12 protein-coding genes are annotated in these 16,788 nt (G+C 42.4%); 1 reads left to right on the plus strand and 11 read right to left on the minus strand.

Annotation, left to right across the window (positions count from 1 at the left end):
- The 11 genes from JX304_RS04575 to JX304_RS04625 all read right to left on the minus strand — a co-directional run.
- On the minus strand, positions 1-3,787 hold a 3,787-nt coding region (locus tag JX304_RS04575), incomplete at its 3' end, for an accessory Sec-dependent serine-rich glycoprotein adhesin (RefSeq protein WP_205011465.1).
- A gap of 232 nt (positions 3,788-4,019) precedes the next feature.
- Positions 4,020-5,477: a glutamate--tRNA ligase gene (gene gltX, locus JX304_RS04580; protein ID WP_205011466.1), complete on the minus strand. Its 1,458-nt coding sequence runs from the start codon at positions 5,475-5,477 to the stop codon at positions 4,020-4,022.
- 184 nt (positions 5,478-5,661) lie between these two features.
- Positions 5,662-6,444 carry an alpha/beta hydrolase gene (locus JX304_RS04585; protein WP_205011467.1) on the minus strand — a complete coding sequence of 261 codons (783 nt, stop codon included), beginning with the start codon at positions 6,442-6,444 and terminating at the stop codon, positions 5,662-5,664.
- A 70-nt stretch (positions 6,445-6,514) separates the two neighbouring features.
- On the minus strand, positions 6,515-8,176 hold the full coding sequence (locus tag JX304_RS04590; RefSeq protein WP_205011468.1) for a ribonuclease J: 1,662 nt from the start codon (positions 8,174-8,176) through the stop codon (positions 6,515-6,517).
- Positions 8,177-8,379: 203 nt separating this feature from the next.
- The gene (locus JX304_RS04595; protein WP_187538589.1) at positions 8,380-8,922 is read right to left on the minus strand and encodes a hypothetical protein; all 543 of its coding nucleotides are present in this window, start codon (positions 8,920-8,922) and stop codon (positions 8,380-8,382) included.
- A 694-nt stretch (positions 8,923-9,616) separates the two neighbouring features.
- Entirely contained in the window at positions 9,617-10,381 is a 765-nt protein-coding gene (locus JX304_RS04600; protein WP_205011469.1) for an ABC transporter ATP-binding protein, read from the minus strand.
- Positions 10,378-11,244, minus strand: coding sequence for an ABC transporter permease (locus JX304_RS04605; protein WP_205011470.1), 867 nt, complete (start codon positions 11,242-11,244; stop codon positions 10,378-10,380). Before JX304_RS04605 ends, JX304_RS04600 begins: the two co-directional genes overlap by 4 nt.
- 473 nt (positions 11,245-11,717) lie before the next feature.
- Positions 11,718-12,212 (minus strand): beta-class carbonic anhydrase, encoded by a 495-nt coding sequence (locus tag JX304_RS04610; protein WP_003008959.1) that lies wholly within the window; start codon positions 12,210-12,212, stop codon positions 11,718-11,720.
- A gap of 283 nt (positions 12,213-12,495) precedes the next feature.
- Positions 12,496-13,854: a DNA repair protein RadA gene (radA, locus tag JX304_RS04615; protein WP_205011473.1), complete on the minus strand. Its 1,359-nt coding sequence runs from the start codon at positions 13,852-13,854 to the stop codon at positions 12,496-12,498.
- Between the two features lie 13 nt (positions 13,855-13,867).
- The gene (locus tag JX304_RS04620; protein WP_205011471.1) at positions 13,868-14,434 is read right to left on the minus strand and encodes a histidine phosphatase family protein; all 567 of its coding nucleotides are present in this window, start codon (positions 14,432-14,434) and stop codon (positions 13,868-13,870) included.
- Entirely contained in the window at positions 14,385-14,831 is a 447-nt protein-coding gene (locus JX304_RS04625; RefSeq protein WP_009731797.1) for a dUTP diphosphatase, read from the minus strand. Before JX304_RS04625 ends, JX304_RS04620 begins: the two co-directional genes overlap by 50 nt.
- Positions 14,832-15,254: 423 nt before the next feature.
- On the opposite strand from JX304_RS04625, the gene JX304_RS04630 reads away from it, so the two are divergent.
- On the plus strand, positions 15,255-16,788 hold a 1,534-nt coding region (locus tag JX304_RS04630), incomplete at its 3' end, for an Ig-like domain-containing protein (RefSeq protein ID WP_205011472.1).

Consider the following 16,788-nt stretch of genomic DNA (forward strand, 5'->3'; position numbering starts at 1 on the left):
CTGATTGGCTTACTGATGTTGAAGCTGACTCAGACGCTGATGTTGATGCTGATTCAGACAATGATTGAGATACTGATACTGATTCGCTCAATGATACTGATGCTGACTCAGATTGTGATTCTGAAATAGATTGTGATGCTGACTCAGATGCAGATGCTGAGGTACTCAATGAGGCTGATTGGCTTGCTGATGTTGATGCACTTACTGAAGCCGATGTGCTCAATGATGCTGATTGGCTTGCTGACGTTGATGCACTTACTGAAGCCGATGTGCTCAATGATGTTGATTGGCTTGCTGACGTTGATGCACTTACTGAAGCCGATGTGCTCAATGAGGCTGATTGGCTTGCTGATGTTGATGCACTTACTGAAGCCGATGTACTCAATGATACTGATTGGCTTGCTGATGTTGATGCTGATTCAGATGCTGATGTTGAAGCTGATTCAGACAATGATTCAGACAATGATGCTGATTCAGATGATGAAATTGATGCTGACTCAGATTGTGATTCTGAAATAGATTGTGATGCTGACTCAGATTCAGACGCTGAAGTACTCAATGATGCTGATTGACTTGCTGACGTTGAAGCTGATTCAGACGCTGATGTACTCAATGACGCTGATTGGCTTGCTGACGTTGATGCACTTACTGAAGCCGAGGTGCTCAATGATGCTGATTGGCTTGCTGACGTTGATGCACTTACTGAAGCCGAGGTGCTCAATGACGCTGATTGGCTTGCTGACGTTGATGCACTTACTGAAGCCGATGTACTCAATGATGCTGATTGGCTTGCTGACGTTGATGCACTTACTGAAGCCGATGTACTCAATGATGCTGACTGGCTTCCTGACGTTGAAGCTGACTCAGATGCTGATGTTGAAGCTGATTCAGACAATGATTCAGACAATGATACTGATTCAGATAATGAAATTGATGCTGACTCAGAACGTGATTCTGAAATAGATTGTGACGCTGATTCAGTATTTGATTCAGAGTTGCTTTGAGTTGTAGATGCACTTACTGAAGCTGAAGTACTCAATGAGGCTGATTGGCTTGCTGATGTTGATGCACTTACTGAAGCCGATGTACTCAATGAGGCTGATTGGCTTGCTGACGTTGATGCACTTACTGAAGCCGATGTGCTCAATGAGGCTGATTGGCTTGCTGATGTTGATGCACTTACTGAAGCCGATGTGCTCAATGATGCTGATTGACTTGCTGACGTTGATGCACTTACTGAAGCCGATGTGCTCAATGATGCTGATTGACTTGCTGACGTTGATGCACTTACTGAAGCCGATTTGCTCAATGATGCTGATTGGCTTGTTGACGCTGAAGCTGATTCACGTGTCGATTCGCTCAACGATGCTGATGCAGATTCAGAAATTGATTTAGAAGTCTTTTCAGATGTTGATTGTGATTGTGAAACAGATTGTGACTTAGAAGCAACTTCTGATTCAGATAATGATTGTGAGTTAGATTGCGATTGTGATTGAGATGCAGACTCAGAATTATCCATCTTACGGTAGTAGTGTACGGTATCACCAGATGGTTTTTCACTTGCTGATGGAATTGAGTATTGGTTACCAAATCCGCTTGTAGATTTCTTTGGATTACCGAAAGAATCAGTGTAAATCTTACCTGTTGCTTCAACGATAGCATATTTCGTACGTCCACCGATAACATTTTGCGTATTACCACCAGGTGTTGAGTTCTGAGTTCCCTTAGGTTCATCAGTGAACATATAATTTGCATCATTGTAATGACCAGCTGTATACCAACCTGTAATATATACTAAACCTTCATTTGGTTTATCTGGATTGTGCCATGGAGAAACAGACAATTGGTAGTCACCGTTCTTGCTTGAAACGAGACGTTTATCAGCTTCCATATTTGTTGCTGCAGGAATATACTTGTCACCTGGTTTAATCACTGGACTAGTGTAAACAAGTGTATATCCAGTTGTATCAGTGTTATTTGCCATTACTGATTCATTATAAGTAGAAACAGCAGATGGATCCAATACATAAATCTTAGTAACTGTTGAACCATCGTTAGCAACAATTTCACGAATCCGTTTTACATAGTAATGTTGACGGCTACCCTTGAGTTCGGCATATTTAGTACCTACAGTGTTACCTAATTCACCAGACATAGTTGAAGCATCAGCTTGTTGATACAAAACATAACCATCAAATTTACGAGGATTTGATGCAGTATAGTTTTGACCTTGGATACCTGTTTGAGTATATGAAGCAAGTTCTGTTTCATTACCAGTTGGTTTGTAGCTTTGAGTTGTTGTATCTGCTTTAGAACGTGATGCATCATAAGTTGATGAAGTTGTATCAACCACTTTATAGTGAGTTGTTTGATTCATCTTAGTTGATGGTACAGCAATTTCAACGTTCGGTTTCTTTTCACCTTGGTTAGCAGGTGAAAGGTAGTCATAGACTTGCTCTGTCTTGTAATCAAAACCGCTAGGATTCAATTCTTCATTGTGCTTGATAATGATATCGACACTAGACGGATTTCCATCAGTAGAAGCATTATAAACAAGGTATGGATAGTACTTCTGACTTGAAAGGTCACCAAGATTGATTTCTTTGGCAGCAACAGCATTACTTAATGTTGTATTCGCAACTTCACTACCAGTTGTTTTATCAACCAAACGAACAAATACATTTGGATTTGATGCACTATTTGTCTTGTCTACAGACAATGTAATGTAGTAGTTTTTGTTGTAAAGTTGGTTGTATGAAGAAAGATTCCAAATACCAAATGTCAAACGACCTGAAGCTGGGTCAGCTGCGTATCCTGAAGGGATCGTTTGTGTACGATCTGTAAGGCTCGCACCGTTTGGATCTGACATTCCTGGAGTTACAGCAACACCAGATGGATTTGTGCTTGATGTAGCAATAGCATCCAATTGCGCATAAACTGCTGGAGAACCATTTACTGTTGTGTTACCAGTAAATCCTGCTGCAGTCAAGGTTGCCATCATATCATCTACTGACTTGCTCAAACGTTCGCGTTGCTCAGCGTATGATTGAGCTGAAGCATTAGCGTTAATCAAGCTGTTGCTTGCTGTCAATTCTGTTTGAACTTTAGCGATGGCAGCATCAAGTGCTGCTTTCTTTTCTGGAGCTGAAACAGTTGCTGAGTAATCTCCTGCGATCTTGTTCAACAAGGCTGCTTCTGAAGTATTTTGCTCTAGGACAACTTTATCTTCAGATTTAGTAGCTGTTGTAGATGCGTCTGAAGCAGCTTCAGATGAAGTTGCTACAGCTGATTCGCTAAGAGCAGCTGAAAGTTCTGCAGATCCTTGTTCGCTCAATGAAGCTGACTCAGATACAGAGACACTTACAGATGTTGAAGTGCTTGCTGATGTAGATGCACTTGCTGATTCTGTTGTAGATTCAGTCGTTGAAGTTGTACCAAGTACAGTACTTCCTTGCTCTACAAGAGCTTCACTTGAAAGTTCAGATGCTGTCGCAACGTCTGATCCATTTTGATCAGCTTTAGCAGTATTCGCTACTGTAGCTGCACCAAGAACAGCCCCTGCTGCTACAATCCCTTTGAGCAAGCCTCGGCTTGTCATTTCTGTTGCTGATACTTCATCTTCACGAACTTCAGCTACTACAGTTTCTTCGACCTGACCGCGGATTACTTTCAAAAGACCAAAGTTAGAAGTTGCTGCACGCAACCAGTTCTTACCCGACTTGATCAATTTAAAACGAGTCACACGATCCGTTTCACGGAATTCACCGTTTGAACGCTTAAAAAACATTTCTGTCTCCTTAGTACATTTTCTATTTCCTTTATATTATAGACCACTTTTCAAATATTTCAAGCAATTATCCTCAATTATTAGTATTTTTTTAAAAAATTTTTTCTTTACATAAAGAAATCCGTTTTCATATTCTTTTTTTGTTGAACTGGGGAATTTTTTTAAAAAACTTTTCTACAATAAAACTTTGAATGAAAAAACAAAAACCTCATGTAAATGAGGTTTTCGCTAGTTATTTGATTTTTTTCAACATGCTTTCGATGTGTTGAATAGATTTTTCGCGACCAAGCAAGTAGATGGTATCTGGCAATTCTGGACCATGCATTTCACCTGAAACGGCAATACGGATTGGCATAAAGAGGTTCTTTCCTTTGATACCAGTCTCTTTTTGAACCGCTTTGATTTGTGGGAAGATATTTTCAGCCACAAACTCATCGTCTGACATAGCTTCGAGTTTCGCTTTGAAGGCTTCAAGTACAGTTGGCACGGTTTCACCAGCCATGACTTCTTTCTCTGCATCTGTCAACTCTGGGAAGTCTGAGAAGAAAAGGTCTGTCAATGGAACGATTTCATCCACTGACTTCATTTGTGGTTTGTAGAGTTCCACCAATTTCTCAGCCTTGTCTGTCAAACGTCCTGCTTCTTCGAGGAATGGTTTGGCCATTTCAAAGATAGTCGCTAGATCAGCATTCTTGATATACTCATTGCTCATCCAGTCCATTTTCTTTTGGTCGAAAGCTGCTGGAGACTTGCTGAGGCGGTGTTCATCAAAGAGTTTGATGAGTTCTTCACGAGAGAAGATTTCGTCTTCTCCACCAGGGTTCCAACCAAGAAGAGCGATAAAGTTAAAGACTGCTTCTGGAAGGTACCCTTTCTTACGATAGTCTTCGATGAACTGAAGGGTATTGGTGTCCCGTTTAGACAACTTCTTACCCGTTTCAGAGTTGATAATCAAGGTCATGTGACCGAACTCAGGAGCTTCCCATCCAAGCGCTTCATAGACCATGAGTTGTTTTGGAGTGTTGGCGATGTGGTCATCTCCACGGATGACATGAGAGATTTGCATATCGTGGTCATCGATCACAACGGCAAAGTTATAAGTTGGGTAACCATCTTTCTTTTGGATAACCCAGTCCCCACCGATATTGCCGCCTTCAAACTCGATATCGCCTTTGACCATATCATGCCATTTGTAGATACCAGACTCATTCACTACCAAACGAACTGTTGGAACCACACCTGCCGCTTCACGCTCTGCGATATAAGCTGCTTTTTCTTCTTCGCTCATGCCAAGGTATTCGTTGATGTAGCGAGGTGTTTCACCAGCAGCTTCTTGGCGTTCACGTTCCGCTGCCAATTCTTCTTCTGTCACATAAGATTTGTAAGCTTTTCCTTCAGCCAAGAGTTGGTCAATGTATTTTTGGTAAAGGGGCAACCGTTCTGATTGGCGATAGTTTTCGTGCGTCTCAGGGCTTTCATCCCAGTCCATGCCCAACCAACGAAGGTTTTCAAGCTGTGAACGTTCACCATCTTCGACGTGACGCTTGCGGTCCGTATCTTCGATACGGATGATAAAGGTTCCGCCATGATGGCGCGCGTACAAGTAGTTAAACAATGCGGTACGAGCATTTCCGATGTGTAGTAGTCCAGTTGGACTTGGTGCATAACGCACACGAATATCTTTAGTCATATTTCTCTCCTCTTATCTTGTTCGCTATTTCTAGCGCATTTATTCAATCGCTCCTATTATACCACAAAGAAAGCGGGACTGAAATGAATAAGTGGCCTTTCTAGCTTTTCTTCCTATATATAAAAAAAGCCAGAACAAATGCTCTGACTTTTAGCTTTTAGTAAACGAACACGGGCTTTGTATCTTAGTTTAACCGTTCTTCTAATTCAAAGTCGATTGGTAGGGTTTGTAAAAAGTGCTCCAATTCACGTTCCCAGTAGAACCATTCGTGCTTGCCTGGGCTGTGGGTATAGGTGACATCCAAGCCTAACTTTTCTAATTCCTTGACTTCAAAATTATTGGCTTCATAAAGGAAATCCTGCTCCCCACACCAGATCCAGAATTTGGTTTTCTTATCTGAAAACTCTTTAGCAGCAGTCTCTAGCGAATAGGGACTGGTCGTCCAGTCCTCAAGCTCTCCAAAAATCCCCTTCCAAAAAGCTGGTTGCTCCAAGTCATTGTTTTCAAAATCTCGATCGTGGAAACTCAAAGCTCCTGAAAAACTAGCCGCATGAGAGAAACGATTGGTCTTGAGGGCCAAGAGCATTGAGCCATAGCCTCCCATCGACAAGCCTGCGATAAAAGTTTTCTCCCGTTTCTTGGTCATATTCGGGAAGAAGCGAGAAAGAGTCTCTGGCAATTCTTTCGCAATGGCCGTGTAGTAGTTGTAGCCATACTGGGTGTCTGTGTAAAAGCCATTATTGGTGTTGGGTAGGACCACGATCAGATTGGTATTGCGCAGAATGCGCTCCACATTGGTCCGCTTCAACCAGGAGTGGTGATTCCCATTCATCCCGTGTAAAAGATAGAGAACCGGAATATCCGTATCCGCTGGATCCTCCACGCGCGACGCATCAGGATAAAGAACGGACACGCCCCACTCCATCTTCAAAGCTTCTGAATAATACTCAATCTGCATAACTGCCATTTGCTTTCCTCTTTCTACTGTTAAAAACACTCGGCAAGCCTTTGCTCGCCAAGCGTTTCGTTTTCTACTATTATTTCACTTCCATCACAACTGGTAAAATGGCTGGACGACGTTTGGTTTGTTCAAATAAGAATTTAGACAAGTTGTCGCGTACCAAACCTTTTAACTCACCCCAGTCAAAACTGTCTTGTGTCAAATAATCTTCGACGCTTTGGTTGACCAATTCACAGCTTTCACGAAGAATATCCCGACTCTTCTTGACATAGACAAAACCACGGGTGTGCACGCGCGCTTTAGAAATAATTTTCTTCTCTTTGCGATTCACCGTGATCGCCACGATAAAGATCCCGTCTTCTGACAAGACCTTGCGGTCACGAAGGACGATATTGCCCACATCACCAATGGCATTCCCATCAATCATGACATCGCCTGCTGAGACACTACCGGCAGGTACGAAGTCTCCCTTTTCGTACTCCATCACCGTTCCACGTTTTGGAATAAAGATATTTTCAGGCAAGATACCGACTTCCATCGCCACTCGCGCATGGGCATCCAATTCACGGTATTCTCCTTGGATTGGGAAGAGATATTTAGGACGAAGAAGGTTGATCATCAACTGCAAGTCCCGTGCGTTACCATGACCAGATACGCGCAAGCTTGACGTGATCAATTTGACAACTCCACCTGCTTGGTAGACCATGTTTTCTACACGAGCCACCACTGCTTCTTTGGCAATAGACGGCGTTGTGACGATGTAGACCAGGTCCCCATCTTTGATTTCCACATAGCGGTGACGACCAATAGACATCTTGCGCAAGCCATTGATTGGCTCACCCATTCGGCCTGTTTCCAAAATGATCAATTCATGATCCTCGAAACGGCTCATTTCTTTTGGCTTGATCAAGAGTTTTTCGTTGGCAAGAGATAATTTATTCAAGCGAATGGCTGTACGGACAATGTTTTCCACATCAAACCCTGTCAAGACCACCCGGCGGCCAGTCTCAGCCGCTGCGTCAAAGACCTGCTGGATCCGAGAAAGGTTGCTGGCTACAGCCGCTACGATCACACGACCATCCCAGTCTGCAATCGTATCTAAGATGGCATCGCCCACTTCTTGCTCACTAGCAACTTGAATCTTGCTATCTGCATTGGCCGAGTCACTCAAGAGAGCGAGCACGCCTTCGCGTCCAATCTCAGCTAGGCGAGCAAAGTCTGTCGCATAAGACTCGCTGGCAGTTTGGTCAAATTTAAAGTCTCCGGTATAGACGATATTGCCCTCAGGGGTGTTGATAACAATCCCGATACTTTCAGGGATGGAGTGGGTCGTTTGAAAGAAAGATACGACGGCATCACCAAAATCAATCTCAGAATTCTGATCGATGACATGGAAGTCGTTGAATTTCTTGACACTATCATTGCCTTTGACAAAGAGCTTAGCCAATTCAATGGTCAACTCTGTCCCAAATACAGGGACTTTCGCTTCAGCCAAAAGATACGGCAAGGCCCCAATGGCATCCGCATGACCATGGGTCAAGAAAACACCCGCAATGCGGTCCTTATTTTCAAAAAGATAATCCATATTGGGGATAACGACATCCACCCCAAGTTGCTCATTTTCTGGATACTTCAACCCTGCATCCAAGATAAAAATTGAATCGTTCACTTCGGCGACGTAGAGATTTTTTCCATTTTCTCGAACACCGCCAAGAGTGACTAATTTAATACTACTCACTGTTTTCTCCTTTAGTGTGATTATTTTAATACTTACGGTCCTTGGTTGCCCAAGTCGAATTACAGCTTTGCAAATTCTTGCATATCTATTCTATTATACAATTTTTTTCTATTTTTTTCAAAAACACACCCTAGCAAAAAGCCCCCTCATCTGAAACAGATGAAAGGGCTTCTAGGCGCCTATTTTTAGGAGGAAAAGACCCTCTAAAGATGATAATCTCCCCGCTTATTTTCAATGATCCGCATCGCAGCCTTGATCACATGAAACTTACTGAGCAATTCCTCAAGACGCTTAAAATTGCGCTCACTCAATTGACCCGTCTTCACCGCTTGAGAGAGATGATAAAAGTCATCTAAATCATCCTCGATATTTTCAAACAGCTCCTTAGCTTCCTTGAGTCGGTAGCGATTGAGCAAGTGGGTGAGATCCTTTTTAAAGTCAGAGACATTGCTTTCATGAATGTCTGTATAAGCCTCGTCTTCCTCACTGTTTTCCTGGTAATTCACCGCCTTAAAACAAGTGATAAATTCTCGGCTTTTGATGTTACAGACAAAGATGACACCATCACTCGATACATAAGTTTTTGTATCAGCAGGTTGGAGCACATCACTCTCATAAGGCGAGAGAGATGGCAGGTGTTGATTGATCCAACGTTTCAGGTGTTGATCATCCACTCCAAAGCGCTCCAACGCTCTCTTTCTAAAATGATCTCTACAACTGTAGTCTTGTGCATACGACAACCCCATCCTCTCACCTCCTTTTTGAGTTTGCGAATAGGAAGGGCCCCCAGTCTTACGGGACTAGAGGCCAGGTCTGTTTTTCCGACATGGTGCCATTAACCTTTCGGCTAATACAACAATGTTTTTTGACGTTTATTTCATGTAATAGTATTTTTGGAAAATACCAGAGGTTTTCTTTGCAATCCTACATTTCAATGAATGTTCGATTGGACACATTGAAGTTTGAAAACCTTCACAAAAGCTTCTACCAACTATTTCCACGTTTTCTCATATGATCCGACAAACTTAGCAGGCTTGCCCGACTGTCCAATCGATTCGATACATAGCCCAACGGCTCTTTTAGAAAAGAGCATCAACAAATGTCAGAAAAACAGACCTAAAACGAAGTAACCACTAATAATCTTGATCAGTCATGGTGACCAGTCCCTTCTTTATCCTTCTATTTATATTATACGTCTCCTTCTTCTCTTTAGCAAGCGATTCCACCTGAAACTAGTTTCTATTTTTATACGGTTTTTTAAAGAACTATTTATAAGAGTTCCCCTTTTATAAGGCACCCCGTTCAATTCATATAGTATATTTATAAGCTATCATTTGTTTTTTAGAAAATAAAAAGGAGGCAGGACAACGAAGCGTTCATGAATGATACCGCTTCTGTCCTACTCCCTATTTTGACTGTATCCGCTACGCCCTTTGTATCTTATTCTTTCTCAAACAATTGATAGTAGTCTGCGATACTCATTTGAGCTTTTTCTTCTTGGTTGAGGTCTTGGATAATGTGCCCGTCTTTCATGACAATCAAGCGATTACCATATTTCAACGCATCTTCCATACGGTGGGTGATCATCAGGGCTGTGAGAGCGTCTTGTTTCACAAATTCATCTGTCAAAGTCATCAGAGCCTGACTCGTTTTTGGATCCAAGGCGGCTGTGTGTTCGTCTAGCAACAAGAGTTCGGGACGTTTCAGTGTAGCCATCAACAGACTCAAGGCCTGGCGTTGTCCCCCTGAAAGAAATTCAACCGCTGTGTCGATATGCTTTTCTAAGCCATTGCCGATCTTAGCAAGAACTGTTTGAAACTCTTCTTTATAGCTTGCCAAATGACGCGGAATCAAGCCCCGTTTTTCTCCACGGAACTTAGCAACCAAGAGGTTTTCCGCGACCGTCATCCGAGGTGCAGTTCCCATTTTCGGATCTTGAAAGACCCGTGATAGATACTTGGCTCTCTTTTCAGGAGAGTAATTGGTCACATCTTCCCCCAGAATATAGATCTTTCCACTGCTCACTGGAAGGGTCCCTGCAATCGTATTAAAAAGGGTTGATTTTCCAGCTCCATTGCCCCCCAAAATCGTGATAAAATCATGCTCTCGAATTTCCAAGGAGACATCATCCAGAATGACTTTTTCTTCATTCATCCCATTGCTCACAGCCTTGGTGACGTTTTTTAATTCTACAATTGCTGTCATTTGCTGAGTTTCGCTCCTTTCATGATTTTTCCTTTAAAGGTTGGAATCATCAGACAGATAGCCAAGATCAAGGCACTGAAGATTCGAATGTAGCTGGTATTGATGCCAAGGGCGATCACAGCCCAGATCAAAAATTGGTAGGCGATGGAACCAATTGCAATACTAAGCAAGCGCTCTGTCAAGGTGACATTTGAAAAGAGAACCTCTCCAATAATGAGGCTAGCAAGTCCAATAACGATGACCCCGATCCCACGTGAGGCATCCGCATAGCCTTCTTGCTGGGCCATCAGCGCACCAGAAAGGGCAATAATTCCATTTGAAATCACCAAACCCATCAATTCCATTCGGTCCGTATTGATCCCAAAACTTTTGGCCATATCAGGATTGTCTCCCGTCGCGATATAAGCTTGGCCCAAGCGTGTATCCAAGAAGAAAATCAAACCGAGAATCACGAGACCTACAAAAATCAAGCCAATTAAAATTTCATTGAATCCTCCAGCAAAGGGAAGAAATTCCTGAATTTTTTTATAACCCAAAAGCCCCAGATTGGCCCGTTGCATGACAAAGAGAATAACCGAGTTACACGATGTCATCACGAGGATCCCCGATAAAAGTGTCGGGATTTTCCCCTTGGTGTAAAGAAGACCGGTCGCAAGTCCCGCTAGACACCCTGCTCCAATGGCAGCTAAGGTTGCCACCAAGGGATTGACCCCCTTGGTAATCAAGGTCACCGCCACCGCTCCTCCCAGCGGGAAGGAACCTTCTGTCGTCATATCTGGAAAATCTAGAATTCGGAAGGTCATAAAGATCCCCAAACCAAGAATGGCCCAGATCAAGCCTTGTGAAACAATTGAATTAATCATAGTGTCTCCCTTCGATAATAGTAGTTTTATTGTAACACAAATATGAAAGAGAACCTATAAAAAATCACAATAATTCTTGAATCACCTGCTTTTTCGAAGCAAAGAGAAGCTTACTGAGAATCTGAATCAGAAAGGATTCTGCGAACATTTATAATTATGCAAAAAAAGGCCTGTGTTTGTCTCACAGGTCTTTATTTAATAGGGTAACTGACGACAATAAGGGTGTGAAGTTCTTCCACTCCAAACCCTACTCTTTTCCAATTCAAAGCGGATTCATTCCCCTTGTTGCCGGCAGTTTGAAGATCAAATTGCTTTTCTAGTATACTGTTTTATCGCCTGCAAGTCAATGAAATTTTCTGAAACTAGTTACAGAATGAAATGGAAAATAGAATGTTTTCTGAAACATTTCATAATATACATGCATATTTTTACAAGCTAGCGAAGAACGTTTTACGATTTCTACCTTACTGAATTCATTTTACTTCTGAGATCAATCCGGTGTCCACATCATACACAGCTCCTGAAATCACGACATCCTCTGGAATCAAAGGAGAAGCCTTTAAAAGCTCCATATCCTCACGGACACTCTCTTCAATGTCTTGAAAGGGAAGGAAGTCGCGATCACCCACATCCACTCCCAGTTCTTTCTTGAGATGCTGACGGAAGCCCTCGTTTTCAAAGGTCTGAGCACCACAGTCTGTATGGTGCAAGACCACAATTTCACGGGTACCCATCTGTTGCTGGGAAATAACCAAGGAGCGGATCATGTCATCGGTCACGCGCCCTCCAGCATTCCGCAAAATATGGGCATCTCCAAGAGCCAGGCCCAGTGCAGGCGCCACGTGAAGACGGGAATCCATACAGGTCACAATGGCTACTTGTGTCTTGGGCTTAATTGGAAGACGGAGGTCTCCATGTAGCGCCACATAAGCTTGGTTGGCTGTTAAAAAATTATCAAAATAAGACATGGTCTCTCCTTTATTCATTTGAAATTCAAACCATCTATTATTTTACCATATCCTATTCTTTCTGTCAGGGGATACCTCCTGTCATCTGTCACATCTGAAAAAAGGGAGTGGGAAAGAACTCCAACTAATTAAAAAGAGTTCGTCTTCCCACCCCCGCACAGTTGATTAGGTCGTCTTTGGAGGTTGAAAAGCGAACAAAGATGCCAATCAACCACTGCGTCATGCTGTTATTCCTATCAAACATCAAAGACTGGACAGCTTTTGCCCAGCCTCTTTTCTTCTATTAAAATACTTTCTTCAAGACTTCAGCTAGTGTACTCACACCGACCACTTGGATCCCTGATGGTGTCGTGATCCCCGTCAGAGAATTTTTCGGAACATAAATCTTGGTAAAACCAAGTTTAGCCGCTTCATTGATCCGTTGTTCGATCCGATTGACCCGACGGACCTCTCCGGTCAAGCCCAACTCTCCGACAAAACACTCCTGCGGGTTGGTTGGCTTGTCCTTGTAGCTGGAGGCAATGGCAACGGCAACAGCCAGATCAATGGCAGGCTCATCTAATTTGACACCACCAGCTGATTTAAGATAGGCATCCTGATTTTGAAGGAGCAAACCCGCTCGTTTTTCCAAAACAGCCATAATCAAACTAGCTCGGTTAAAATCAAGTCCCGTTGTCGTCCGCTTGGCGTTCCCAAACATGGTCGGTGTCACCAAGGCCTGCACTTCAGCAAGAATTGGACGCGTCCCTTCCATGGTCACTACGATGGACGAACCAGTCGCTCCATCCAAGCGTTCTTCCAAAAAGACCTGACTGGGATTGAGGACTTCGACCAGTCCACCCGATTGCATCTCAAAAATCCCAATCTCATTGGTCGAACCAAAACGGTTTTTGACCGCTCTCAGGATCCGGAAAGTATGGTGGCGTTCTCCTTCAAAGTAGAGTACCGTATCCACCATGTGCTCCAACATCCGAGGCCCAGCCAAGGTTCCTTCCTTGGTCACATGTCCGACGATGAAGATGGCAATATTATTGGTCTTGGCTAGCTGCATGAGCTCAGCTGTTACCTCTCGTACCTGAGAAACTGACCCCTGCACCCCTGAAATCTCCGGAGACATAATGGTCTGGATGGAGTCGATGATAAGAAAGTCTGGTTGGATGCGTTCCACTTCTGCACGCACGCTTTGCATATTGGTCTCAGCGTAGAGATAAAATTCACTGTCGATATCCCCCAAGCGCTCTGCCCGTAACTTGATCTGCTGGGCCGACTCCTCGCCACTGACATAGAGAACAGTTCCTACTTGAGACAACTGGGTTGATACTTGTAAGAGAAGAGTTGATTTTCCAATACCTGGATCTCCACCAATTAGGACGAGACTTCCTGGCACCACACCGCCACCAAGGACGCGGTTGAATTCTTCCATCTCGGTCTTAGTTCGATGGACATTGATGGAGGTCACATCCGCCAGTTTCATAGGCTTGGTTTTCTCACCTGTCAAAGACACACGCGCATTCTTGACCTCTGCAACCTCTACCTCCTCGACAAAGGAAGACCAAGAACCACAGTTAGGACAGCGCCCTAGGTATTTGGGTGAATTATAAGCACAATTTTGACAAATAAATGTCGTTTTTTTCTTTGCGATGATAAACCTCTTTCTAAATCTCTATCTCACACTCAATCACTTGGCAAAAATCAATGGTTTCATTCGGTACAAATTGACGCATGAGCATGCGATGGGCTACAACTACAACAGTTTGATGTTCCCGATACTTAGCCATGCATTCTAGAAAACGAGACTTCATCTCTACAGCTGTCTCATATTGAACAGGAGAATTTGGGAGCAACTTCCCCTTGTTTTCTAAAAACAGACATCTAGCTGTTTCAAAGTTCTCTATACCTGTTTCATAAACCTGCCATTCGTGCAATAATGGCTCTACCCTCAAAGGTAGGCCCGTAGCACAAGCCAGATAAGAAGCTGTTTCTAAAGCTCGCGTCACTCCTGAAGCTACTAGCAGATCAGCTGATTGGAACAAGGGGTTTTGACAAAGGTCCTGAGCCTGTTTCCTTCCCTTCTCAGATAAGGGAGCCAAATCTATCCCGAATCCAGTATAGGAATGCTCCTCTAACTCACGGTAATCTGGCTCTCCATGACGGACAAAGATAATCTTCATCTTAGTGCCCTGTTGATCCAAATCCACCAGTTCGAACGCCGTCTGCTTCATCTCCATCTGCAATTAAGAAAGGAGCAAAGACAGCCTGAACCACACGTTCCCCCACTTCAAGAACAACTTCTTGATCGGTGATATTTTTCATCTGAGCAAAGATATGTCCTTCATTTCCTGGGTTGCCATAATAGTCTCCATCAATGACACCAACCGAGTTAATCAAAACCAAGCCCTTTTTACGAGGATTTGAAGAACGGTCATAAAGATAGAGCACCTCACCCGCTTGCATATAGGCCTTGACCCCAGTTGGGACGAGGACGATTTCTCCTGGTGCAATCACTGTACGCTCTGCTACCTTTAAGTCGTAACCAGCTGCGTGTGCTGTCTCTCGTTTTGGAAGCAAGTCCTGATTGGTATAGCTTGATACAAGTTCAAATCCACGAATTTTTGTCATCATGATTCCTCTTTCATCCTAAAATGTTTCTATCTCTTCTATTATACCATCACTTTTTTGAAAAGCGTTCCTTCAATTCTATTATTCGTAATTTTTTTAAAATTCCTTTTCAGTCAGTAAGTTGCATGTAATTTTCATGTTTATTTTCTGAAAATAAAAAATCTTTATGAGCCATTTGATATACAATTTGTGCTAAAAAATACTATTTTTAGCTTGAATCCGCTTTTTATTTTTGCTATAATTCCTCTTGTAGGGAATAATTTTAAAACTAAAATATTTTCCTTGCTAAAACAAATATATGGAGGTCTTTCTCAAGACTCAATTTGGGGAGTGGGAGATCTTACGGAGCCTATACAGATCTCGACCAGTTTTACCATATTGTTTCGTGGGGATAGGTTTTTTATGGAAAAAGGGGAAGATAAAATGGATAATAGAAAAAATATCAAAATTTTCACATTTATCCTTGCTTTATTAACGGTTCTCTTCACTCTCAGCCTGACCAAAACGTCAGCCGAGACACCTGGAGTAACCATTACTGGGAAATTTGTAGATACCATTTTAAATGTTCAAGTGTCTAACAATGAAGGTGGGAATCTTGATTGGGAATTAGGACAATGGGCAACATTCCGAATCAATGCCGACTTTAACTTAGCCGGTAAGGATGTTAAAGCAGGGGATACAACCGATATCACTGTATCAGATGCTTTGATTATTACATCACAAAGCTTTGATATTAAAGATGAACAGACCAATGAAGTCATTGCTCATGCAACAGTGGATAAGGATAATAAAAAGATTTCATTAACTTATACGGATTATGCAGAGAAACATTCAGATACACATGGTAATTTTTATTTCTACGCTCGTATCGACTTCAAGAAGCACCCTCAACAAGGAGAAATTCCGGTTGAAGTGACGGTTAACAACAAAACAACTATTGCAGGTAAAGTTACCTTTAAAGGTGTTGGTGATGGTAATCCAAACCTTTTAAAGAAAACAAGTTGGGTTCACTCAGATGATCCTAAGACTATTTCCTATGGCATTTCTGTAAACCAACTAAAGCAAAATATTAAAAATGTAACCGTAGAAGACAATTTGCAATTTACCAATGCTTCTTATGTTAAAGATAGTTTTCGTGTGACAAAAGGTGAGATGTCTTATGTCGATGGTGAATGGCAATTTAATAATACTAAGGATGTAACCAATGAACATCCTATTACTGTTGGTGAAAATGGTCAATCATTTGTTGTGAATCTTGGAGATATCAGTGAGACGGATCAATACCGTATTACGTATGATGTCCACTTAAATTATTCACCAGCCGATGGGGAAATTTTAAGTAACCAAGCTACCTTAAAAGGGAAAGATATAGAAACTAAAGTAGCCATCAACAAAGCTGCAGTTCAAATTGCAGGTGGTTCTGGTGTCGGTTATGTCTTTACCATTCATATCCATAAAGTGGGCGACGAAAATCAACCACTTGCTGGAGCTAAATTCAAAGTGGTACGTCAAGCCAACAACCAAGTAATCGGTGAATATGTGACCGATAAAGATGGGAATATCACAGTCAATGGTCTTTTAAAAGATAAATACATCTTAACGGAATCTGAAGCACCAGCTGGATATGTGATTACTGTTGCGGATACAGTTGTAAATGCTGAAGACTTTAGTGGAACTGATAAATCAGTGACGAAGACAATCGTCAATCCAAAAGCAAAACCTAAAGCAACTCAAGCTACCATCGAATTAGATAAAACTCTGACAGGACGTGATCTAACAGATGGCGAATTCAGCTTTGAATTGTACGAGGGTGCTAACAAGCTTCAAACTGTTACAAACAAAAACGGAAAAGTAACATTTGCACCAATTGAGTACACCGAAGAAGGTGAACACACTTACACTGTTAAGGAAGTAGCTGGAAATACCCCAGGTATTACCTATGACAAGACTGATAAAC

Source organism: Streptococcus parasanguinis (genome assembly GCF_901875555.1).
Classification (GTDB): Bacteria; Bacillota; Bacilli; order Lactobacillales; family Streptococcaceae; genus Streptococcus; species Streptococcus parasanguinis_H.

Bases quoted from the DNA above. Each gene is read 5' to 3' on its own strand.
- JX304_RS04600 (WP_205011469.1), bottom strand. From the start codon at position 10,381: ATGACAGCAATTGTAGAATTAAAAAACGTCACCAAGGCTGTGAGCAAT.
- JX304_RS04605 (WP_205011470.1), bottom strand. From the start codon at position 11,244: ATGATTAATTCAATTGTTTCACAAGGCTTGATCTGGGCCATTCTTGGT.
- JX304_RS04595 (WP_187538589.1), bottom strand. From the start codon at position 8,922: ATGGGGTTGTCGTATGCACAAGACTACAGTTGTAGAGATCATTTTAGA.
- JX304_RS04625 (WP_009731797.1), bottom strand. From the start codon at position 14,831: ATGACAAAAATTCGTGGATTTGAACTTGTATCAAGCTATACCAATCAG.
- gltX (WP_205011466.1), bottom strand. From the start codon at position 5,477: ATGACTAAAGATATTCGTGTGCGTTATGCACCAAGTCCAACTGGACTA.
- JX304_RS04610 (WP_003008959.1), bottom strand. From the start codon at position 12,212: ATGTCTTATTTTGATAATTTTTTAACAGCCAACCAAGCTTATGTGGCG.
- JX304_RS04585 (WP_205011467.1), bottom strand. From the start codon at position 6,444: ATGGCAGTTATGCAGATTGAGTATTATTCAGAAGCTTTGAAGATGGAG.
- JX304_RS04620 (WP_205011471.1), bottom strand. From the start codon at position 14,434: ATGAAGCAGACGGCGTTCGAACTGGTGGATTTGGATCAACAGGGCACT.